Annotated in this window: 19 protein-coding genes; 13 read left to right on the top strand and 6 right to left on the bottom strand. The window is 54.5% G+C overall.

Annotated features, from left to right (window positions below; genetic code table 11):
• Positions 1-60 precede the first annotated feature (60 nt).
• From ABJM21_RS13880 to ABJM21_RS13870, 3 genes are all read left to right on the top strand, one after another.
• Positions 61-852, top strand: a complete 792-nt coding sequence (locus ABJM21_RS13880) for an SDR family oxidoreductase (protein WP_348300591.1) — start codon at positions 61-63, stop codon at positions 850-852.
• Positions 853-935: 83 nt separating this feature from the next.
• Positions 936-2,204, top strand: coding sequence for a nucleoside transporter C-terminal domain-containing protein (locus ABJM21_RS13875; RefSeq protein WP_348300590.1), 1,269 nt, complete (start codon positions 936-938; stop codon positions 2,202-2,204).
• Between the two features lie 131 nt (positions 2,205-2,335).
• On the top strand, positions 2,336-2,941 hold the full coding sequence (locus tag ABJM21_RS13870; RefSeq protein ID WP_348300589.1) for a CDP-alcohol phosphatidyltransferase family protein: 606 nt from the start codon (positions 2,336-2,338) through the stop codon (positions 2,939-2,941).
• 444 nt (positions 2,942-3,385) lie between these two features.
• Here the strand turns inward: ABJM21_RS13870 and ABJM21_RS13865 are convergent, their stop codons facing one another.
• The 4 genes from ABJM21_RS13865 to ABJM21_RS13850 form a co-directional block, all read right to left on the bottom strand.
• A complete protein-coding gene (locus ABJM21_RS13865; RefSeq protein WP_348300588.1) occupies positions 3,386-5,539 on the bottom strand; it encodes an FAD-dependent oxidoreductase in 2,154 nt (717 codons plus the stop codon).
• 113 nt (positions 5,540-5,652) lie between these two features.
• Positions 5,653-6,654, bottom strand: a complete 1,002-nt coding sequence (locus tag ABJM21_RS13860; RefSeq protein WP_348300587.1) for a glycoside hydrolase family 5 protein — start codon at positions 6,652-6,654, stop codon at positions 5,653-5,655.
• On the bottom strand, positions 6,654-7,349 hold the full coding sequence (locus ABJM21_RS13855; protein ID WP_348300586.1) for a sugar phosphate isomerase/epimerase: 696 nt from the start codon (positions 7,347-7,349) through the stop codon (positions 6,654-6,656). The genes ABJM21_RS13860 and ABJM21_RS13855 overlap by 1 nt, the downstream gene beginning before the upstream one ends.
• 5 nt (positions 7,350-7,354) lie before the next feature.
• On the bottom strand, positions 7,355-7,747 hold the full coding sequence (locus ABJM21_RS13850; protein ID WP_348300585.1) for an FGGY family carbohydrate kinase: 393 nt from the start codon (positions 7,745-7,747) through the stop codon (positions 7,355-7,357).
• Between the two features lie 55 nt (positions 7,748-7,802).
• On the opposite strand from ABJM21_RS13850, the gene ABJM21_RS13845 reads away from it, so the two are divergent.
• The 7 genes from ABJM21_RS13845 to eda all read left to right on the top strand — a co-directional run bounded on the left by ABJM21_RS13845 (position 7,803) and on the right by eda (position 16,044).
• Positions 7,803-8,846: a LacI family DNA-binding transcriptional regulator gene (locus ABJM21_RS13845; RefSeq protein WP_348300584.1), complete on the top strand. Its 1,044-nt coding sequence runs from the start codon at positions 7,803-7,805 to the stop codon at positions 8,844-8,846.
• Positions 8,847-8,931: 85 nt separating this feature from the next.
• Complete coding sequence (locus ABJM21_RS13840) at positions 8,932-10,338, top strand: sugar porter family MFS transporter (protein WP_348300583.1); 1,407 nt, start codon at positions 8,932-8,934, stop codon at positions 10,336-10,338.
• Between the two features lie 215 nt (positions 10,339-10,553).
• Entirely contained in the window at positions 10,554-12,002 is a 1,449-nt protein-coding gene (zwf, locus tag ABJM21_RS13835) for a glucose-6-phosphate dehydrogenase (protein ID WP_348300906.1), read from the top strand.
• On the top strand, positions 11,995-12,636 hold the full coding sequence (locus tag ABJM21_RS13830; RefSeq protein WP_348300582.1) for a 6-phosphogluconolactonase: 642 nt from the start codon (positions 11,995-11,997) through the stop codon (positions 12,634-12,636). The genes zwf and ABJM21_RS13830 overlap by 8 nt, the downstream gene beginning before the upstream one ends.
• A complete protein-coding gene (gene edd, locus ABJM21_RS13825; RefSeq protein WP_348300905.1) occupies positions 12,633-14,453 on the top strand; it encodes a phosphogluconate dehydratase in 1,821 nt (606 codons plus the stop codon). Before ABJM21_RS13830 ends, edd begins: the two co-directional genes overlap by 4 nt.
• A gap of 2 nt (positions 14,454-14,455) precedes the next feature.
• Positions 14,456-15,430, top strand: a complete 975-nt coding sequence (locus ABJM21_RS13820; protein WP_348300581.1) for a glucokinase — start codon at positions 14,456-14,458, stop codon at positions 15,428-15,430.
• A 17-nt stretch (positions 15,431-15,447) separates the two neighbouring features.
• Positions 15,448-16,044, top strand: coding sequence for a bifunctional 4-hydroxy-2-oxoglutarate aldolase/2-dehydro-3-deoxy-phosphogluconate aldolase (gene eda / locus ABJM21_RS13815; protein WP_348300904.1), 597 nt, complete (start codon positions 15,448-15,450; stop codon positions 16,042-16,044).
• On the opposite strand, the gene ABJM21_RS13810 is transcribed toward eda, so the two are convergent.
• Positions 16,028-16,870, bottom strand: a complete 843-nt coding sequence (locus ABJM21_RS13810; RefSeq protein ID WP_348300580.1) for an aldose 1-epimerase — start codon at positions 16,868-16,870, stop codon at positions 16,028-16,030. The two genes, eda and ABJM21_RS13810, sit on opposite strands and share 17 nt — an antisense overlap.
• Positions 16,871-16,890: 20 nt before the next feature.
• On the bottom strand, positions 16,891-17,193 hold the full coding sequence (locus ABJM21_RS13805; protein WP_348300579.1) for a hypothetical protein: 303 nt from the start codon (positions 17,191-17,193) through the stop codon (positions 16,891-16,893).
• 436 nt (positions 17,194-17,629) lie between these two features.
• Here ABJM21_RS13805 and ABJM21_RS13800 point away from each other — a divergent pair, with 436 nt between their 5' ends.
• From ABJM21_RS13800 to ABJM21_RS13790, 3 genes are all read left to right on the top strand, one after another.
• Positions 17,630-18,139 (top strand): RNA polymerase sigma factor, encoded by a 510-nt coding sequence (locus tag ABJM21_RS13800; protein WP_348300578.1) that lies wholly within the window; start codon positions 17,630-17,632, stop codon positions 18,137-18,139.
• Positions 18,140-18,202: 63 nt separating this feature from the next.
• Positions 18,203-19,180, top strand: coding sequence for a FecR domain-containing protein (locus ABJM21_RS13795; RefSeq protein ID WP_348300577.1), 978 nt, complete (start codon positions 18,203-18,205; stop codon positions 19,178-19,180).
• The gene (locus ABJM21_RS13790; RefSeq protein ID WP_348377264.1) at positions 19,164-21,608 is read left to right on the top strand and encodes a TonB-dependent receptor; all 2,445 of its coding nucleotides are present in this window, start codon (positions 19,164-19,166) and stop codon (positions 21,606-21,608) included. Before ABJM21_RS13795 ends, ABJM21_RS13790 begins: the two co-directional genes overlap by 17 nt.
• The last annotated feature ends 136 nt before the right edge of the window (positions 21,609-21,744 follow it).

Here is a 21,744-nt window from a genome sequence, read left to right as displayed (position 1 = left end):
GGGCCTACCGGCAGCAGCTAGTATGTACCGATAAATTCCAGAAAGATTGAGGAGCAGATCATGGGACGTCTCGAAGGTAAAAAGGCCATAGTTCTGGGTGCAGCTGGCGCCGGTAATATGGGACAGGTTATTGCAAAACGTTTTCGCGATGAAGGCGCAGAGGTGCTCGTCGCCGGGCGCAAAGAAGACGAACTCAAACGCTTCGCTGAAGAGCTTGGTGGCCATTATGCGCTATGTGATCTGACGAAGGAAGATGATGTCAACGCGCTTGCAGAAACCGCTGCCAATAAAATGGGCGGTGTGGATGTTGCGATCAATGCCACCGGTCTCGGGTTCCTGAAACCGTTTCTGGAGAATACCAGAGAAGAGCTGGAAATGATGTCGGCTTTACAGCTGGTCGGTCCTTTCCAATTTTATCAGGCGATGATTAAAGCCATGAAAAATGGTGGTTCGATCATCCAGATCAGTTCGGCGACTGCAAAGATCATGCTGAACGATCATGCTGCCTATATGGGTACGAAAGCCGCAACCGATCATATCATTCGCTGTATTGCCCATGAATTCGGCGATCGCGGCATAAGAGCCAACAGCATTTCGCCAGGGCTCACCCGCACGCCGATGACGGCGGGTGTCGATCAGGTGCCGGGATTGGTGGAGTCCTTCGAAGCACGCTATCCTCTGGGCCGGATTGGCACCAGCGAAGATATTGCCGCCGCCGCCGTGTTCCTTGCCAGTGATGAATGTTTCATGACGGGTGAAAATTTGCAGGTTAATGGCGGGCTTTGCTTGCGCGGTAATCCGACCCGCAAGGATCAGGAGTTGATGATGGGGGCTGTTGCCGCCGCTCAATAACTGACCGCGCAAATCCCTGTTGGCGCTCCGGTAATTTTCCTCCATGAAGGTGCAATAATGCATCGGCACGGGGAAGATTGTAATTGCTTGATATATTGAGCCAGTTTCAGGGCCTGATCGGCATTGTCTTCATCCTGACCATCGCCTGGGCTTTGTCTGAGAACCGCAAGGACAGGCCCAGTTGGCGCTGGATCGCGGGGGCGATAGCGGTTCAATTCATCCTTGCCGTTTCGATTGTTCGCATACCCTTCATCTGGGACATTATCGGCCTAGCCAATCAGGGCGTGCAAGCGATTGAACAGGCGACACTGGCGGGCTCCAGCTATATGTTCGGCTATGTCGGCGGCGCAGAGCTACCCTTTGTCCTCAAAGAAGGCGCGGCCCCGCCCCTGATCATCGCGTTTCAGATATTGCCGCTGGTGATTGTCTTTTCAGCGCTGGCGGCACTGCTATGGCATTGGCGGGTGTTGCAGATCATCGTCAAAGGCCTGTCCTGGGCTTTGCAAAAAACCTTGGGAGTGAGCGGTGTCGTGGGCCTCAGCGGCGGCGCGAATATCTTTCTCGGGGTCGTGGAGTCGCCGTTGGTGGTGCGCGCCTATTTTGAGAAGATGAGCCGGGCCGAGCTATTTGCGATCATGGTGCTCGCCATGTCGACGATTTCGGGTGCGATTTTGGTGCTCTATGCGACGACGCTGGAGAAGACGGTTCCCAATGCCGTGGGCCATATGATTTCGGCTTCGCTGATATCGCTGCCAGCGGCGATCCTGCTGGCGCGGCTGATGGTTCCGGGGCTGTCAGACACCAAGGTCAACCGCGAGGAACCGGGCCTTAAATATGAGAATAGTTTTGATGCGATCATCAAAGGTACGATCGACGGCGTGCAACTTTTCCTCGCTGTCATTGCGGTGATCATTGTCATCTTTGCCTTTGTTGCCCTCATTGACCAGATACTGACAATCTTCCCATTGGTTGCCGGCGAGGCGGTCACGCTCAAGCGGATATTCGGCTGGATATTCGCGCCGCTGATGTGGATGATCGGTGTGCCGTGGGAGGAATCGGCTGCAGCGGGGTCGCTGATGGGAACCAAGGCGATCCTCAATGAATATGTCGCCTATCTGGAATTGGCCGCGCTGCCAGCCGATACATTCAGCGCCAAGGGGCAGTTGATCGTTACCTATGCGCTTTGCGGCGTCGCCAATCTCGCCAGTGTCGGCCTGATCATTTCGACCATCGGTACCTTATGCCCGGAGCGCCGAGCCGAAGTCGCTGGACTGGGGATGAAGAGTTGGTTCGCTGGCAATTGCGCGACGGCGATGACCGGAGCCGTGATCGGTATCATTACATGGGTATAAGCTTTGAGGTTCGTTCCGTTGCGACATCGTACTCCTGCGCTCACCCTGAGCCTGTCGAAGGGTGTCTGCCACCATGCTTCGACAGGCTCAGCATGAGCGCAATGGAAAAAGCAGGATAGGAGAAAGCCGCCGTGTTTGATGCGAAAATCCGTCCGCTGATTGATCCGCCGCTTAATGCTGCCGGTCGCGGACTGGCGCGGATCGGCTTTACCGCTAACAGCGTCACTCTGCTTGGCTTGGGATTTGGCTTGAGCGCGGCTTATGCGATCACGCTTCAGCATTTTGGCTGGGCGCTGGCACTGGTTGTGATCAGCCGGATATTGGATGGTCTCGATGGAGCCGTTGCCCGCGCAACAGAGAAGACCGCCTTTGGCGGCTATCTGGATATCGTCTGCGATTTTATCTTCTACGTATCAATCCCGCTGGCTTTCGGCATTGCCAATCCGGCTCAATTGCTGCCCGCCTTGGTGCTGGTCGCGGCCTTCACCATCACCGGGGTCAGCTTCCTCGCCTTTGCCGTGACAGCGGCAGAGCAGGGCGCTGAAACGAGCGCTCATGGCGAAAAGGGCTTCTTTTACAGCACGGGTCTGGCCGAAGGCGGGGAAACGATCGCGTTCTTCCTCATCATGTGTCTGTTCCCGATGCATTTTGCGACGCTGGCCTATATTTTCGCAGGGCTTTGTGTGGTGACAGTGCTGCAGCGGACGGTGCTGGCATGGCTTAGCTTTCGTGGCTGAGCCGTTTGGCGGCAGGACACTCTCCGCTTTCCTACAGAGCATGAGTTGTAGTAAATTCAGAGCGGCTCTTTCTCAGTTTTGAATATTATGACCTGGATGAAATTTTGATCGCGCGAAGGCGCGAAGAAGTTGTGGCACCCGAAAGTCTCCGTCATCCCAGCGCAAGTTGGGATCTATTCGAGGCTGCGCATGGCTCAAAGGAGATCCCAGCGTACGCTGGGATGACGAACTTATTTCACTTGGGAAGCCGTCTTTGCGTCTTCGCGCCTTTGCGCGAAAAATCTGCAAATAGACTATGTGCACTTTGTGAACTTCGCACCGACATCTTATCAGCCAAAATCCTCAAAGGGACCTTGTGAACATTGTGAACTTCGCACCCTAGGCTCTTCGTTTGAAAACCCCAAAAGGACTGTGTGAAGATTGTGAACTTCGTAGCGTTCTGGCCTAGCTCCGCGCCCAATTGAAATAGCGTTCCAGCCATTTCAGCGCCCATTCCGGCTTGTGCTTCTTACGCCATTCTCCGGCAGCAAATTTATTCGCTTCTGCCATCGTTGGATAGGTGTGAATCGTTCCTAGAATCTTGCCAAGGCCCAAGCCATGTTTCATCGCCAGCACATATTCGGTGAGCAATTCCCCGGCATTTTGGCCGACAATGGTCACGCCCAATATGCGGTCCTTGCCCGGCGGTGTCAGCACTTTGACGAAGCCCTCTGTGGCGCTTTCGGCAATCGCTCGGTCGAGATCATCAAGGCCATATTTGGTGACCTCAAATTCGACGCCGTCCTTGATAGCTTGCTGTTCATTGAGACCGACATGCGCAATTTCGGGATCAAGAAAAGTCGTCCACGGCAGAAATTCATAACTTGGTTTGAACTTCTTGTACCGCCCGAACAGCGCATTGACTGTCGCAAACCATGCCTGATGCGAGGCATTATGGGTCAGCTGATAGGGGCCGGCGACGTCGCCCGCGGCATAGATATGCGGAAAAGTGGCCTGAAGATGTTCATTGGTCACCAGCGTCCGATCGGTTTCAACGCCAAGCTCTTCCAGACCAAAGCCTTCGAGCCGCGCCGCGCGACCGACGGCGATGAGCAAGTCATCAAAGGGCAGAGCCTGTTCGCCGCCGTCATTCTCGACGATGATCATTTTGGCGCCATCCTGCATCTCGGTGCGCAAAGCCTTGTGCTTGCAGAGCAGCGTAACGCCTGAATCGCCCAGTGCTTTGGACGCGATCTCGGAGACATCTTCGTCCTCTATACCCATGACTCGGTCGGCCATTTCGATCAGGGTCACATTGCTGCCAAGGCGGGCGAAGGATTGCGATAACTCACAGCCAATCGGACCTCCGCCGAGCACGACCATTTTTTCCGGTACTGCATCGCGTTTGGCCATTTCTTCCCACAGCGTATCGCTGGTCAGATAGCCGGTATCTTCCAAGCCCGGCAGGGGCGGAACAAACGGCCGTGCGCCCGTTGCCAGCACAATCGCTTTGCCGGTCAACGTCTGTGTGCCGCCGTCATTGCGCTCAATCTCGACGGTCCATGGATCGGTTAGCCGGGCATAGCCCTGCACCACATCCACGCCCAGGCCTTCAAACCGTTCGACGCTGTCATGCGGTTCGATGGTTTTGATGATATCTTCGACCCGGGCGATCACATTTTTGAAGTTGATCACCGGCTTAGTGGCGGTCAGACCATAGCGATCGGCATGCTGCATCTGCTCCGCAATTTTGGCGCTTTTGATGAGCGCCTTTGAAGGGACGCAGCCATAGTTTAGGCAATCGCCGCCCATTTTTCCGGACTCGATCAACGTGACCTTCGCGTTAATTGTCGCAGCGATCAGTGATGACACCAGTCCGCCGGAGCCCGCACCGATCACGATCAAGTTGCGGTCGAACTTTTTCGGTCGGGTCCAGCCCTTGTAGATTTTGCGGTTCTTCAAAATGCTGATGATGCCCTTAGCGATCCAAGGGAAAATCGCCAACAGAACAAAAGAACCAATGACGGGCAGCGAAAAGACTTCGCCGACTGAATTGACCTGTGACAGCTGTGTCCCTGCGTTCACAAAGACGATCGTCCCTGCAAGCATGCCGATCTGGCTGGCGACAAAATAGGTGCCAACGCGGATTTTGGTTAGGCCCATCAGCATGTTGACGACAAAGAAGGGGAAGGCCGGGACCAGCCGGATCGATATCAGGTAGAAAGCGCCATCGCGCTGGATGCCTTCGTTGATCTTCTTGAGTCGCTGGCCAAATTTATTCTCGACCCAGTCGCCGAGCAAATAGCGTGAGGTGAGAAAGGCTATTGTGGCACCGATGGTCGAGGCAAAGGAGACGACAATCGTACCTACCAGCACGCCAAAAAGCGCACCGGCGGCAAGCGTCATCACCGCTGCGCCCGGAATCGAAAGAGCCGTTACCGCGACATAGAACAGAAAAAATACGCCGATAATGACCAGCGGATTGGCGCGATATTGCGCATCAATCGCGTCCTGCTGCGCCTTCAGATTTTCGAGCGTTAGCTGGGAGCCGAGATCATAGTGAAAAAACGCAAATATCGCGGCCACGATAACGGCCAGTAGTAATAATTTCTTCGCCATGCCGGTTTTTCCTTAACCCCTGAACAGAATGATTTTCTATAGTTCGTGGCTAAGGCATAACTGGTTACAAGGCTGCCGTCGATGTTGCTTTTTGGGTTTGCTGGGCTGGAAAACTATTTATCTTTCAAGCCCATGGCGTCGAGCATGCCGGGCAGCCATTTTTTTGTGCGGCTGTCGTAGAGCGGGAAGGTATTGGTGTAAGCCCAAGCGCACATTCCGATATCGACAGCGTCAAATGCGGTCCGGACCGCTTTTTGATACTGCACGCGCTCAGCCACCGGGATCAGGTCGATGGCACCAAACTCACCCATAAAAGGCGTTTTTCCTGTGCGAGTGATATAGTCGCGGATCTTCTGAACGTCGTCGTCGAGCGCCTTTTGATCTTCCTGTGTCCCATATTTGCGGCCCAAGGGCGGCGGCGTGTCAACCCAGGTCGCGCCCTGATGGGTGAACGGAAAAGGATCATAATAGTGAAACGTTGGTACGATATGCGGATCATCAGGCAGCGGCAATGTCGCTAGGGAATTTATACCGCTCCACAGCTCACCACCGATGATGACCGGGCGATCGGCGTTGGTTGCGCGGATCGCACTCAGGGCTGGAGTCAATGTATCGAGCAGGTTCTTATGCGTGAGTTTATCATGTGGCTCATTCTCTATTTCAAACCAGAGATGCTCCGTTGGTTGGTCGGCAAATTCGCTGGCAATCTGAGACCATAGGCCTGCAAGGCGCGGCGCATGTTTGGCCGGTTCTTTGTAAAGCTCTTCATAATGATGGTCGTCCAATATAACGTTGAGCCCGGCTTCGCGCGCCAGGAAGACGACATGCTTGACCCGGTTCATGAAGGATTCCTGGATCGTGTATGGGGCGGCGTCATCGGCATAGGCCGACCAGCGGACGGGCAAGCGGATCGTATCAAAACCAGCGGCGGCGATGATCTGAAAATCATTATCAGCAATCTTGCGGCCCCAATCGCCTTCTTTGGGTGGCTCAAGATGATTGCCCATATTAACGCAGCGGCCAACCGGCAGGCTGTCAGTTTGCGCTGCGGCGAGGGCAGGGCTGAACGCGAGGGCGGCGCAGGCCGTGGCGGTCATTAGCTTTTTGAGGTTCATCATTTTCTCCTTTGAGTCGGATCCGATTGGGAATGGAGGGATTGAAAATAGGCAAGACTGCGCCGCAACGTCCGGAAGGGCTGGTCCGACACATCATGCTCAGCGACAAGATGTGTAATACCGGCCAATTCGGATTGTCGCAGTACGGCAGGGAAATCGATGCGCCCATCGCCGGCATCAACCATGGCAGTGGTCTGCAGGTGCATATCTTTCGCGTGGATTAGTGGAAATCCGCCAGGATAGGCTTGAAAGTAAGGTTCGGGTGAACGCCCCGCCAACGTCAACCAATAGAGGTCGAGCTCAAACGAAACATAGCGGCGATCCACGCCGGCGATCAACAAACCATAGGGTTCGACACCATCAATCGGTTCAAACTCAAATTCATGGTTGTGATAGGCAAAACGGATGCCCCGTTGATGGGCGCGGGCAGCAACATCATTTATGATTTCGATCCAGGCTTCCCATTGGGCCAGCGTCTGTCGTTCCTCAACCGGTAGCCACGCGAGAATCATATATTCAGCGCCCAATATGCGAGTCTCTTCGATAAGCCCATCGGGATCATCGCGCAGACGTTTCCAGTTGATATGTGATCCGAGAATTTGCAGGTTCAGTGCATCAGGCATTGATCGCACGCGAGCCGGGTCTTGGTCGAAAAGGCCGGCCAGCTCGATCTTCCGGTAGCCGAGTGCCGCCACTTGCTTCAGGGTTCCGGCAAAATCTGACTGTAACTGATGGCGGACCGTATAGAGCTGTGCGGCATGGCTGATTTGCCGGTAATCTCATCCAGCCGGGGAACCGCACTTTCCAATGTCTGACACTGGTCATGGCTGCGACCATCATTCCACAAGATAGCGGGTCGCAGAATTTCGTTGTCTTCACCCAGCAGGACCGCGCCGTGCATCTGGCCGGCAAGGCCCATCGCGCCGATATCTTTCTTTAGGTTTATCGGTAATTGACGAATGGCTTCATCAACAGCGACCATCCAGTCATCAGGATTCTGCTCGCTATGCAGGGGTTTCGGACGCTTAACTTCAAGTCGTGCAGTGGCGTCTGCGACAATGACAACCTTGTCAAAACCTTGTTCTTGTGCCAATTTGATTCTAAGCAAGATCCAGAGGATGAACGGCGTTCGCCGAAAGGGATGAGGTTTGGAGAATAGTACGTCCGACGGGCCGCATCAGCGCGCGACCATGATTGATGTCGCGAAAGATGCAGGCGTGTCCTTTAAAACGGTGTCCCGCGTGCTGAACGGCGAAAGCAATGTTCGTGAAGAAACCCGCCAATTGGTAATGAATGCGGCGGAGCGGCTGAATTATCAACTCAATGTTGCGGCCCGCAGTTTGCGTGTCGGTGGGCCGCAGATCATAGCGTTGCTCGTCCAGAACCCAAGCCGCAGCTATATTGAAAGCGTTCACCTTGGTGCGCTGCAACGCTGCCATAAAACCGGCATGCACCTGATCATGGAGGAATGCGAAAACGGTCTGGCCGAGATAGAGGCCATGATTAACAATACCTCCCCGGTGGGCGTTGTCGTCACGCCGCCACTTTGCGATGATCCAGAGCTTATCAAAATGCTGGATGCCAAAAAGATTCGTTGTGTTCTGATCGCCCCGCGCAATCCGGATGCTGCGCAGGCGTCAATCAATATCAACGACGAAAGTGCCGCTCAGGAGATGACTGAGCATCTTGTGTCGTTGGGGCACAAGCGCATCGGCTTTATAAAGGGCCATCCTGACCATAGCGTGTCGGCCAAGCGCTATGCTGGCTATTCCAAAGCGATGCAGGACGCTGGTCTCGATATCGATCCCGAGCTGGTCGAGCAGGGTGAGTTTTCGTGGGCTTCGGGACTGGCAGGCGCTGAAAAACTACTGGATTTACCTAACCCACCGAGCGCGGTATTTGCCAGCAACGACGATATGGCCGCAGCGGTCATTGCGGCCGCCTATCGCCGTAATATTCATGTGCCGAATGACCTCTCAGTTGTCGGCTTTGACAATACGCAGGTTGCTGCCGTGATCAGTCCGCAATTGACGACAATCAACCAGCCGATTGCCGACCTGGTATCGGAAGCCGTTGGTCTTTTGACGGATCAAACATTTCAGTCGGGTGATCGGTCCAAGCCGATATTTCTCGACCATCATCTGGTAAAACGTGAGTCCGCCGGACCCGCAAAAGCCAAAGCTTCAGCATAGATTTTAAGACGTAAAAACATATAGCGGCAACGTGCAACGATAGAAGTCAACGTTGTCTATTTTTAGGGAAGGGGAGGATCAATCCATGCAGACGCATGAAAATGAACAGACGAATATGGGGTTCATCGCGCTTATCGTGTCGATTGCGACGATTGGCGGATTTCTATTTGGCTATGATAGCGGGGTCATTAACGGCACCGTCGATGGTCTGAGAGCCGCGTTTAATTCTGATAGCGTCGGTACTGGTTTCAATGTGGCCTCCATGCTGCTCGGCTGTGCTGCGGGTGCGTTCGCAGCGGGTAAACTGTCTGACATGTTCGGACGTCGGAACCTGCTGCTGGTCGCTGCTCTGTTCTTCATCATCAGTGCGTTTGGATCGGGTATTGCCGGATCATCAATCGAGTTTGTGATTTATCGCATCCTTGGTGGTCTGGCTGTAGGCGCAGCGAGTGTAACCGCACCGGCCTATGTCAGCGAAGTCACGCCAGCGTCGATGCGTGGCCGCTTGTCCAGTATTCAGCAGATCATGATCATCATCGGTCTGACGGCGGCTTTCCTCTCCAACTATTTGCTGGCAGCTTCTGCCGGTGCATCGACCAATGCCTTCTGGATGGGCTATGAAGCATGGCGCTGGATGTTCTGGATTGAAATTATCCCGGCGACAATCTTTTTGCTGGCACTTTTGGCAATTCCGGAAAGCCCCCGTTTCTTGGTGGTGAAAGGGCGTGATGCGCAAGCAGAAAACGTCCTGACTCGCTTGTTTGGCGGTGATTCAGCAGCATCGAAAGTCAAAGAGATTCGGACAACATTAGCCGATGATCATGCGCCGAAATTCTCCGACTTGATGGACAAGACAACCGGCAAGGTTCGGACAATTGTGTGGGTCGGTATCGGCCTTGCAACTTTCCAGCAACTGGTCGGGATCAATATCGTCTTCTATTATGGCGCGGTGCTTTGGCAGGCGGTTGGTTTCAGTGAAAATGACGCGCTGTTGATCAACATCTTGAGCGGATCATTGTCGATCATCGCTTGTCTCGCGGCCATTGCCTTAATTGATAAAATCGGCCGCAAGCCCTTGTTGATCATCGGGTCTGCCGGGATGGCAGTGACGCTAGGCATCATGGCGGTCGCCTTTTCCAGCGGCTCTATTGTCGATGGCCAGTTGGTATTGTCTGACAATGCCGGCACGATCGCTTTGATCAGCGCCAATGCCTATGCGGCCTTGTTCAACTTCAGCTGGGGTCCGGTCATGTGGGTCATGCTGGGTGAGATGTTCCCGAACCAGATTCGCGGATCCGGTCTCGCGGTCAGCGGCCTGGCGCAATGGTTGTCCAACTTTGGCATTACCATGGCGTTTCCGATCATGCTGGTCAGCATTGGCCTGGCGGGTGCCTACGGTTTCTATGCGCTTTGTGCAGCAATCTCGGTCTTCTTCGTTTACAAGATGGTCAAGGAGACCCGCGGCAAGGAACTGGAGGAAATGGAGGGCTGATCCATTTGGAATTGCGGAAGCTGCGGCCTGTGTTCGGGCCGCAGCTCCTGTATACGAATTCAGTCATCAAACTGCAGTTTTTGCAAGCGAGACAACGTTGACAGGTTGCCGATGCCGATTAAAAGAAATGGCTCTTCAAACTTGCTTCATGGGCATTTTCATGAGCGCAGCATCTCTATAGGAAATGCGTCGCCAACAGGGAAAATAGAAATTTGTTGAATTCCCATCCATCCAACACATTGCTTCTTTTCGGGGCCACCGGAGACTTGGCGCGGCGCATGCTGTTGCCGTCGCTCTATGCGTTGCACGCCGATGGCCTGATTGCCAAGGATTTACGGATTTTTGGAACGGCGCGCAGCGGCTTGAACGATGCAGAATATCGTGAGATGATCGGTGAGGCGCTGCACGAGTTTCTCCCCGAAGAACGCAAAAATGCCGCTAATATCGCTCAGTTTCTAGAGCGGCTTTTCTATCAGCCACTTGATGCGTCCAAGACCGAGGGCTTTGCGGATCTGGCCGAAAAGCTTGGCGACATTTCATCAGGAATGTCGATCTTTCTGTCTACCGCGCCGTTCTTGTTTGAGCCAACGATCAAGGGGCTGCAATCGGCTGGATTGGCCGGCGACAATGTCCGTATCGGGCTGGAAAAACCGCTGGGCAATGATTTTGCGTCCTCGACCGAGATTAATGATGCAGTGGCCGCCGCGTTTCCCGAAGACCGGATTTTCCGGATCGACCATTATCTCGGCAAGGAAACCGTGCAGAATATATTGGCGCTGCGTTTCGCCAATATGATGTTTGAACCGCTGTGGAATGCGGGCGGTATTGATCATGTCCAGATCACCGTTTCGGAAGTCGTCGGTCTAGAAGGACGGCACGGCTTTTACGATGATACCGGTGCTTTGCGCGATATGGTGCAGAACCACATGTTACAGCTGTTGGCGATTACCGCGATGGAACCGCCGGCCAATTACGACGCAGCCGCCATTCGCGATGAAAAAGTCAAAGTGCTGCGCTCGCTGCGCGCGCTCGACCCGGCGGAAGTCGTCACCGGTCAATATGAAGCCGGTGCGGTAAATGGCGCAGCCGTCGAGGGATATCTGACTGATTTGGGCGACCAATCGAACACGGAAACCTTTGTGGCGCTGAAAGCCCATGTCGACAATTGGCGTTGGCAGGGCGTGCCTTTTTACCTGCGTACCGGGAAACGTCTGGCCGAACGGCGGAGCGAAGTCGTTATCCAGTTTAAGGACGTACCGCACAGCATTTTTGGTGACCGCTCGGGCAAACCGATTGCCAACCGACTCGTCATTCGGTTGCAGCCGGAGGAATATGTCCGGCTGCAAGTCATGGCCAAAGAGCCGGGTCTCGACCGCGATGGCATTGTCCTACGCGAAGTGCCGCTCGATCTGTCTCTGACACAGGCCTTTGCCAGCGCCCGTCGCCGGATTGCTTATGAACGTTTGTTGCTCGACTTGATTGAGGGGGATCAGACCCTGTTCGTCCGCCGCGACGAGGTTGAGGCGCAATGGTCGTGGGTCGATGCCATTCGGAAAATCTGGAGCGATCATGCGGTTGCGCCGAAAAGCTATGGCGCCGGTAGTTGGGGGCCGTCCGCGGCGATTGCCCTGACCGAGCGGGATGGAGTGAGCTGGCATGAGTGACGCTGCCATATCTGCAAATATCACTTGGGCGGATTGTGCCGATGCCGCAGCGGTCGCTGCGCATCTTGCGGCGGCAATTGAGCGGCAAGGCGTGCGTCTGTTGGCTGTTCCCGGCGGCAGCACACCCGTGGCGATATTCGATAAATTATCGACTATGGATCTGCCGTGGAGTGACCTTTCCTTGATGCTCACCGACGACCGGATCGTCGCCAAAGATCATGAAGCCAGCAATTTCGGCAAGCTTACCAAAGCCTTTGCGGACAGTGACGCCAAACTGATCGATTTGACGGAGGGCACGACCCCGCCGCGCGCTGATCTTGTCTGGGTCGGCATGGGGGCGGACGGGCATATTGCTTCGCTGTTCCCGACCATGAAAGCACCGGTGCAGGGTGATGAAGCCAGTCCTCTGGTTGTTCGAACCGTGCCTGACCCGCTGCCGCCAGAGGCGCCTTTCGAGCGGTTGAGCCTCAACATGGCTGCGCTCATCGACACCGATGCGATAATTATTGTCGTGCGCGGAGCCGATAAGAAAACTATATTGGAACAAGCAATCAAGGAAGAGCATGATTTGCCGGTTGCAAAGCTGATCAAGGCGGCTTCCTGCCCGATAACAATTTTTTGGAGCGAGTCATAAGCCTGCACCCCACTCTGGACGCGGTAACCGGCCGCATTATCGAGCGCAGCAAAGCATCGCGCGCGGCCTATCTTGATCTGATCGATCGTGAAGGTGACAAGGGCGTTCACCGGCCTAACCTATCTTGCGGCAATCTTGCCCACGGTTTCGCAGCCAGCGGCGACGACAAGCCTGCCATCCGTTCCGGCGCGGCGATGAATATCGGTATCGTCACCGCTTATAATGACATGCTGTCGGCGCATCAGCCCTATGGGCGCTATCCCGAACAGATCAAGATTTTCGCGCGCGAAGCGGGCGCCACCGCACAGGTTGCAGGCGGCGTTCCGGCGATGTGCGACGGCGTGACGCAGGGCCAATTGGGCATGGAGCTTAGCCTGTTCAGCCGCGACAATATCGCGATGGGTACCGCCATCGGCCTCAGCCACGGCATGTTTGAAGGCACGTTGCTGCTCGGCATTTGCGATAAGATCGTGCCGGGTCTGTTGATCGGTGCCCTGCGCTTTGGTCATTTGCCGACGATATTGGTTCCCGCTGGACCGATGCCGTCGGGTCTTGCCAACAAGGAAAAGCAGCGCGTACGTCAGCTCTATGCCGAGGGCAAGGCGACCAAGGACGAGCTTCTGGAAGCGGAAGCGGCAAGCTATCATGGCGCGGGCACCTGCACCTTTTATGGCACGGCCAATTCCAATCAGATGATGATGGAAATGATGGGGCTGCATGTTCCCGGTGCAGCCTTTGTCAATCCGGGCACCAAGCTGCGGCAAGAACTGACCCGCGCGGCGGTGCACCAGCTTTCCGCCATTGGAAAAGCAGGTAATGACTATCGTCCGCTGGGGCGCTGTATCGATGAAAAGGCGATTGTAAACGCGGCGGTTGGTCTTTTGGCCACCGGCGGTTCAACCAATCATCTAATCCACCTGCCAGCCATTGCGCGTGCGGCTGGTGTCATTATCGATTGGGAAGATTTTGATGCGCTTTCGGCAGTCGTACCGCTCGTGACCCGCATTTATCCCAATGGATCGGCCGACGTGAATCATTTCCATGCGGCTGGCGGGATGGCGTTCGTGATCCGCGAACTGCTGGATGCGGGCCTGTTGCATCGTGATATCATGACCGTCGCGGGGAATGATATGGATGCTTATGCGAAAGAAGCGGTATTGGAAGGCGACAAGCCGGGCTGGAGCGCTGCTCCATCGGAAAGCCGCAATGACCAGATCCTCCGTCCGGTGTCCGATCCGTTTTCGCCCGATGGCGGGATGCGATTGTTGACCGGCAATTTGGGCCGCGCGGCGATAAAAACCAGCGCCGTTGATCCCAGCCGATTGACTGTCGAAGCGCCGGTCCGGGTCTTTGCGGATCAAAATGATATCAAAACCGCCTTTGATGCTGGCGAACTGGACCGCGATGTCATCATCGTCGTCCGCTTCCAGGGACCGCGCGCCAATGGTATGCCGGAGCTGCACAAGCTGACCCCGCCAATGGGCGTTTTGCAAGACCGTGGTCATAAGGTCGCATTGCTCACCGATGGACGCATGTCGGGGGCCAGCGGCAAGGTTCCCGCGGCGATCCACTGCTGGCCAGAGGCGAAAGACGGTGGACCTTTGGCAAAATTGCAGGATGGCGATATCGTTCGTATCTGCGCCAAAACCGGCGAGTTGACTGCCTTGGTTGACGAAGCAGAATGGCAGGCACGGCCGCTTGCCGAAACGCCGGTTGAGAGCGCTGGCACCGGCCGGGAACTATTCGCGCTGATGCGCAATCTATCTGACAATGCAGAAGCAGGGGCGTCAGCCATGCTCAACCAGGCGGGATTGTAGATTTGACTCAGGAAATTGTGACAGCCGATATAGGCGGCACCCATGCGCGTTTTGCGATTGCCCAGGTGGATGGTCATCATGTCGAAGCCCTGACCGATCAAGTGGTCATGAAAAGCGCCGAACATGCCAGCCTGCAAACCGCCTGGGAAGCCTATGCGGATCAGATCGGCCGCGCGCTGCCCAAGGATGGTGCGATTGCGGTTGCGGGTCCTGTCGGCGGGTCGCTGTTGCGCTTGCCCAACAACCCCTGGATTGTTCGGCCCCATGCCATTCCGGTTAAATTGGGGCTTGATCGCTTTTCATTGATCAATGACTTTGGCGCTGTCGCGCACGCCGTCGCCCATCTGAATGGCGATCATTTGATGCATTGCTGTGGTCCTGATGTGTCGCTGCCCGCGACCGGCCCGATATCGATATTTGGTCCCGGCACCGGCTTGGGAACGGTACAGTTGCTGCGTACCAAAGATGATTATCACGTCATCGAAGCCGAAGGCGGTCATATCGATTTTGCGCCGCTGGACAGCATTGAAGACAAGATATTGCAGACGCTGCGGAAACGCCATCGGCGGGTGTCGGTTGAGCGGATTGTGTCCGGTCCCGGGTTGGTTGCAATCCATGCGGTTCTGGCAGATTTGGAAGGTCGGTCAGCCGCACCGATGAGCGATCGTGAACTGTGGGAGCTGGTGTTAGCGGGCGAAGACAGTCTGGCGGCTGCTGCATTGGACCGTTTCTGTCTCAGCCTCGGTTCGGTCACGGGCGATTTGGCTTTGGCGCAAGGGGCGAAAGCCGTGGTCATTGGCGGCGGCGTCGGCGCAAGAATTGCCGACATATTGCCGCAATCGGGATTTTGTGAACGCTTTGTCGCCAAGGGGCGTTTTGAAACGGTTATGCAGAATATTCCGGTCAAATTACTGAACCATCCACAGCCGGGTCTTTTTGGCGCGGCATCAGCCTTTTTGCAGGAGCATGAACTTTGAAACCGATCGAGAAACTCATGCGCGCTGCGCCGGTTATCCCTGTGTTGGTTATCGATGATGTCGCGACGGCGCGGCCGATTGCAGAGGCTTTGGTCGCTGGCGGATTACCGATTTTGGAAGTTACATTGCGGACCGATTGCGCATTGGACGCCATTGCCGAAATGAAAAAGGTCGATGGTGCGATTGTCGGTGCCGGAACGGTATTGAATGATGCACAGCTGACATCCGCGATGGATGCCGGTTCCGAATTCATTGTCTCTCCGGGCCTGACGGAAGCATTGGTTGAGTCGGCTCTGAAACATGATGTGCCTTTGCTCCCCGGTATTTCCAACGCCAGCGATATCATGCGCGGCATGGACATGGGGCTGCGTCATTTCAAATTTTTCCCTGCCGAAGCCTCTGGCGGGACTGCCGCTTTAAAGGCGATTGCCGCTCCGTTTAAGGATTGCCTGTTCTGCCCAACCGGCGGCATTGGTCCAAAGACGGCGGGCGATTGGCTGGCTCTTGATGCGGTGCTTTGCGTCGGCGGCAGCTGGGTTGTGCCGAAGGGGGCGGAGGATTTCGATCAGGTGAAACAGTTGGCGCTTGCTGCTGCGGCTATTCAGGCGAGTTGACCTTTGGGGTCACCGCAAAGCTGACTTGCGTTGACCAACGCTCGCCAGGTGCCAATGTCTTAAGACCATCGCGATTGACAGCATCAGTCATATGGCTGACCGGCTCTACGCAGAAATAATCTTCTCCGTCGGGCGCAAAAATATGCGTTTCGGGGAGATCTGCATCCGGCGTCATGGTTAGTCTGTGGCTCGGCCATTCAAACTCCAAAGCATTTTTGCGGCCAGTAAAAACAGTGTCGACCGGATCATCTATCGTAAGGTCATAAGGCCCGGCGCGTTCGATCCAATGGGTCGGGAGTCCGTCCGCTGTCCCTTCCCAAAAACCGTCGAATATCGTGTGCAATGTGGCGTCAGCGCGGGGGAAATACGGATGCAAGCCCAAGCCGGCTGGCATGTTGGTCGCACTGGTGTTGGTGATGGACAGCTCGTGAATATAGCCGTCCGCCGTCAGATTGATCTCCTGATCACAGATATAGTCCCAAGGCCAGCTATCGGCGGCATGGATATAGCGCAGGTGGAGCTGGTCTTCTGACTGCGCAATCACATCCCAGGGAGCAATCCAGCCGTGGCCATGGATAGCATGGTGTGATGATGCAGATGGATAGTTTGGCGGGATGGTGACAGCAATATCGTCAAACAGAAAACGACCATTCGCAATGCGATTGGAAAACGGCACCAGTATGAAATTGGCCAAACCGAGCGGTCCGCTATCACCCTCTCTTACGGGATGAAATATCGCGTTCCCACGCCAGTCAAATCGCAATATACCACCCCCACGATCAGGATCGATATGCAGAGCTATGTCTTTGTTATGTAGCGCAATCATGACGGCGAAAGGATAGGCGTTTATTGGCTCTCCGAATAGCTAATAAATGGCCCTAGCGCTACGGCACCGCGATATCCGACAGGAGAACTATCAAGAAAGCGGACGATATCTCCAGAACAAAGTCTGTTGCTGCCATTTTGTGTGACCATGACCAGATCTTCATCGAGGGTCGCAGCCCCCCATTTGGGCCGATTTAGCCATATTTTGCGGTTCGGCATCTCATACGCAATTCCGATGCGATCAATGACTTTGGTGGAGCGGACCTGATTGAGAGAAATACAATTTGTCGTCTCGTAAATGTCCACAGGAGGCACAAAAATCATCTCTCGTTTGCTGGCTAAGCTTTCGCCCGAAGTTGAAGAGGCGCAACCCGCGAGCATGGCTGGCAGCATCAAAAATCCCAAACGCTTCAATGTGCTTGCTCCAAAAAATGTAAATCCGAAAAGATCCGGGGGAAGATCAATCTCAATCTTCCCCCGGAGTTCCGATCTTCGGGGAAAGATTCGGAAAATTAGGACCCGCAGGGTTCGGGATGGGTCCGATAATTGAGACGTCATCACTTCCCGAAACCCGCAAAAGTTTTTCAGACTTTTTTTCAGACAGGTAAAAGTCATTGTATCTATGTGTAAAATTCTACGATGATTCAGTTGCAAAATAGGTTATGCTACAAGCTGATTTCGCACGTATCAGGGCTTGCAGAATGACATCTCTCCGTTCATTAAGGCCCGCCGTCCCCCGAATGCAAAGATTCTTCACCCCATGAAGCATCAGAAACTCCAGACCGTTTTCCTTGCGCAGCGTGATGCACTTGTGCGGTTTTTGCGCGCGCGCGGTGCTGGCGACAATGCGGATGATATTTTGCAGGATCTTTGGCTGAAGCTGTCCGATGTTGATGACAGCAATATCCTCAGCCCGGTGCCTTATCTATATCGCGCCGCCAACAATGCGATGCATGATCGCTATCGCAAGGACGAGCGTGCGCGGCAGCGAGACAATGACTGGAGCGACATTAATAGGGGAACCGGAGAGGCCTCTGATTTGCCGCTGCCTGACCGTACTTTGATTGCCAATCAACGGCTTGCTGCGGTCGAGGAGAGGATCGGCAAGGAGGGACAACGTGTGTTCGCTATTTTTCGTCGATTCCGCGTTGATGGTATCGGTCAACGCCAGATTGCTGAAGAAATGGGGATCAGTCTGAGCGCAGTCGAGAAAGACTTGCAAAAAGCCTATCGGGCGCTGGCGGCTTGGCGAGATGGGGAAGATGCGTGATCGCGAATAAGACAATATGCGGGATCCGGGCACTGGCGACGTCTTTATTTCAGGACATATATGATGGCTGATAAACACGATAATATCCAGGACCAGGCAATCGCTTGGGCAATACGAACCCGTGCGGTTGATTTCGCCGATTGGGAGGATTTTACCCTGTGGCTGGAAGCAGATGATCGGCATAATCTGGCCTATGAGCATGTGCTGAGCACAGAAGACCAATATATTGATCTGACAGAAAATGGCGAAAACGACCAAGAAAACGGGACGCCCTTGCCAGTGCCTGCAAATGATGAGTTTATATCACCGGGTGTGCAAACAAACCGTCGGCGGGTAATGTTTGGGGCGATAGCTGCATCATTAGTGGTTGCTGTCAGCGCTGGATTGTGGACGCAGATGCCGCAGCCTTATGATATCATCACTGCCCCCGGTCAGCGTGAAATTGTGGCGCTTTCAGATGGCAGCAAAATCTCTCTAAACGGCAATACAAAAATTGCACTGGACCACCAAAAACCACGTTATGCGCGACTGGAACAGGGAGAGGCGTTGTTCACCGTGGTCCATGATGATGAAAAACCTTTCATCGTAGATACCGCCGATGTTCGCCTCATCGATGCTGGTACAGAGTTTAATGTCATCAGCAATGCTCGTACACTTGATGTCACGGTTTCAGAGGGATTGGTCATCTATAATCCGGACCGTGAGAATGTGAGTCTGCCTGCCGGAAAACGCCTCTATCGACCAGCGTCGAAGAACCGCGTGACCGTCTCGAATATTGCCATTGAACAGGTTGGGGCATGGCGCACCGGGCGTTTGAGTTTCGCCGGTGAAACACTGGGCCAAGTTGCCGAGGCGCTGGGCCGGAATCTTGGTGCCGATATCGCAGTGTCCCCCGATATAGCAGCTCGGCCATTTAGTGGTGTGATTCAGATCAGCGATGGCGATGCCCAAAATATCGGACCAATTGCAGCGGTGCTTGGTGTGCAAGCAAAAAAACAAGGAAAGGGATGGATCTTGATCGGGGATGATGCGGTACCATAGCAGTATAGCGGCCGCTGTATTGGGAGTGGTTATAGCTGCACCTGCTCATGCCGATAGTCAGGTTGAAGTAAATATTGCCGCAGGTCGTCTCGACTCTGCGATTTTTGCGCTTGGGGAACAGGCAGGGATTAGCATCGGATTGGCGGATCCGCGCATGGGTGCGCGCCGTGTACCTGGCGTTAAGGGGCGGATGACCTCTTATCAGGCGCTAACCCGTTTGCTTGCTGGCAGCAGTGCAAAACCGCAGCGGGTGGATGCCCGTCACTGGCGGATTATTGCCATGCCCAAGCGCTCCAAGCGAACCGTTAGTAGACGAACCTATGCTGCGGCCCGGTCTTTGCCGCCGTCACCGCCACCCGTCATCCATCCTGATATTGTGGTAACGGGTCAGCTTGTGCGGCACACCATTGAATCCGACGCTGCAGGCAGTCGGCTTTCTCTGTCGCTGGATGAAATTGGTCCGTCAGCGGAAATTCGCGGCACGGATGCGCTTTTGGAGACGTTACCGAATCTCAGCTCGACACAATTGGGCCCCGGCCGCAATCGCTTGTTCATTCGCGGCATAGCGGATTCCAGTTTCAACGGACCAAATCAAGCGGTTTCGGGTCAATATCTTGGCGAAGCGCGGCTCAATTATAATGCGCCGGATCCGGATTTAAGGCTGATCGATCTTAGCACCATTGAAGTCTATCAGGGGCCGCAGGGCACGCGATTTGGCGCCGGTACATTGGGCGGTGTTATAAGACTAGTACCGAATGCGGTTCAGCTTGATGAATTGAGTGGCAAGGCTTCGTTTGCGTTGGCAGCCACGCAAGATGGCGACCCGTCGGTAGATGCCAACGCCACGTTCAATATCCCCTTGGTCGATGGGACAATCGGTATTCGCACGTCAATCTACGGCGGTCGCCAGGGCGGTTATATTGACGACCGGCGGCGCGACCTGAAAGACGTCAACCAGATGGAGACTATCGGCGGCCGGTTCATGTTCCGCGCTGATCCCGGCGCTGGATGGTCAGTCGATGTCATGGTAGCCGGACAGGAAATTGACGGACGTGATGGTCAATATGCTGACCGCGAAGGTGACAAGCTCGATCGAGCTACGCCGTTTGCGCAACCCTATCGCAATCGCTTTGCTCTCGGGCAACTGGTCGTTCGTAAACATTGGAATGACATGGAACTGACGACGGCAGTTAATATTGTTGATCAGAAAGTCTCCGAAACATTCGACTTGACGCTGCCTGCCTTTGAACCGTTTTTCCCAGAACAGCCGGGCTTGTTTCGCCAGCGCGGTGAAATTCGTCTGCTCACATCGGAAACGCGATTGTCCCGTTCGCTAGATAATGGCGGCAGCTGGTTTTTGGGCACTAGCTTAGTGAACAATCGCTATCGCATCAGGCGATCAGTCGAGAGTGATTTCTTCATGAACGGCATCGCGGGAATTGAAAATGAAACCAGTGAAGCGACTGCTTTTGGTGAGATTACCTGGCCCTTGTTAAACAGTCTAATGGTCAATGTCGGTGGGCGGATCAGTCATGTGTGGTTAGACGGTAAGGCACTCGATTCACCGACTTTTGCTAGAATTGTATCCGAAACGGGCGGAAAACGGAGCCAGACCGACTTTCTACCTTCGGTCGGAGTCCAGTACCAGTTTGCGGATAGCTTGACTGGCCATGTGCGCTATCAGGAAGGTTTTCGCGCTGCTGGCATTGCCGTGCGTGACGATCGGGTTGAGCGTTTCCGCAATGATAAAGTTGCCGCAATCGAGGCGGGATTTGTCTATAGCAGCGGCGGCGAGACCGGCTTTGATGCCGGTATCTCTGTTGCGCATACCAAATGGGATGACATTCAAGCTGATCTGATTGGCAGTGACGGCCTTCCGGGCACATTGAATATTGGCCGTGGTCGGATATGGACAATTGATGGGTCAATGAACTGGCGGCCGCTACCTGGCTTGTCGATTGAGGCGAGCGCCATCTGGTCCGATAGCCGCTTGACGGAACCTGCGGAGACAATTGTTGTCAGCGATCCAGAGGCGGAATTTACGCAAGATCTACCGGAAGGGGCAGTGGTCGTTCAAAGTGATAATCTGCCCAATGTGTCAGATTTTTCAGGGCGGTTAGCTATCGGCTATACCAGCGCCTTATCCGATGATATCGATCTCTCATTATCCGCCTGGGGACGCTATACAGGGGAATCTCGATTAGGTATCGGTTCGATATTGGACGTGAAGCAAGGCGATTTCATCGATACCGGCCTGTCGGCGAGCGTTGATTTCGGTCGGCGGTCGATCTGGCTGGAGGCATCGAATATTTTCAATGCAACCGGTAATCGTTTTGCTTTGGGATCACCCTTCACACTGCCGTTTGGCGATCAGATTACGCCTTTGCGTCCGCGCACCATCAGAATTGGTTTCGACGCCAAATTCTAATCGATCCAAATCGTCTCTGTTAAAAGCCAAATATTACAGACCAATAGCTGCCAATCATGTGGTGAGTTTAATTCCGCCTTACGGTTAGCTCCGATCGGTGACGTCTTGTCGAATATCAAAGTTAGATTTTCAGACA

It is taken from the genome of Parasphingorhabdus sp. (assembly GCF_039977335.1).
Taxonomy (GTDB): domain Bacteria; phylum Pseudomonadota; class Alphaproteobacteria; order Sphingomonadales; family Sphingomonadaceae; genus Parasphingorhabdus.
The sequence above is the reverse complement of the archived record's forward strand: the minus strand, read 5'-3'. Positions and strand labels throughout refer to the sequence as shown.

What these genes read in the sequence shown, in the direction of transcription:
- ABJM21_RS13880 (WP_348300591.1), top strand. Translation starts at nt 61, where the DNA reads ATGGGACGTCTCGAAGGTAAAAAGGCCATAGTTCTGGGTGCAGCTGGC.
- ABJM21_RS13865 (WP_348300588.1), bottom strand. Translation starts at nt 5,539, where the DNA reads ATGGCGAAGAAATTATTACTACTGGCCGTTATCGTGGCCGCGATATTT.
- ABJM21_RS13860 (WP_348300587.1), bottom strand. Translation starts at nt 6,654, where the DNA reads ATGAACCTCAAAAAGCTAATGACCGCCACGGCCTGCGCCGCCCTCGCG.
- ABJM21_RS13840 (WP_348300583.1), top strand. Translation starts at nt 8,932, where the DNA reads ATGCAGACGCATGAAAATGAACAGACGAATATGGGGTTCATCGCGCTT.
- ABJM21_RS13830 (WP_348300582.1), top strand. Translation starts at nt 11,995, where the DNA reads ATGAGTGACGCTGCCATATCTGCAAATATCACTTGGGCGGATTGTGCC.
- eda (WP_348300904.1), top strand. Translation starts at nt 15,448, where the DNA reads ATGCGCGCTGCGCCGGTTATCCCTGTGTTGGTTATCGATGATGTCGCG.
- ABJM21_RS13810 (WP_348300580.1), bottom strand. Translation starts at nt 16,870, where the DNA reads ATGATTGCGCTACATAACAAAGACATAGCTCTGCATATCGATCCTGAT.
- ABJM21_RS13805 (WP_348300579.1), bottom strand. Translation starts at nt 17,193, where the DNA reads ATGATTTTTGTGCCTCCTGTGGACATTTACGAGACGACAAATTGTATT.
- ABJM21_RS13800 (WP_348300578.1), top strand. Translation starts at nt 17,630, where the DNA reads ATGAAGCATCAGAAACTCCAGACCGTTTTCCTTGCGCAGCGTGATGCA.
- ABJM21_RS13795 (WP_348300577.1), top strand. Translation starts at nt 18,203, where the DNA reads ATGGCTGATAAACACGATAATATCCAGGACCAGGCAATCGCTTGGGCA.
- ABJM21_RS13790 (WP_348377264.1), top strand. Translation starts at nt 19,164, where the DNA reads ATGATGCGGTACCATAGCAGTATAGCGGCCGCTGTATTGGGAGTGGTT.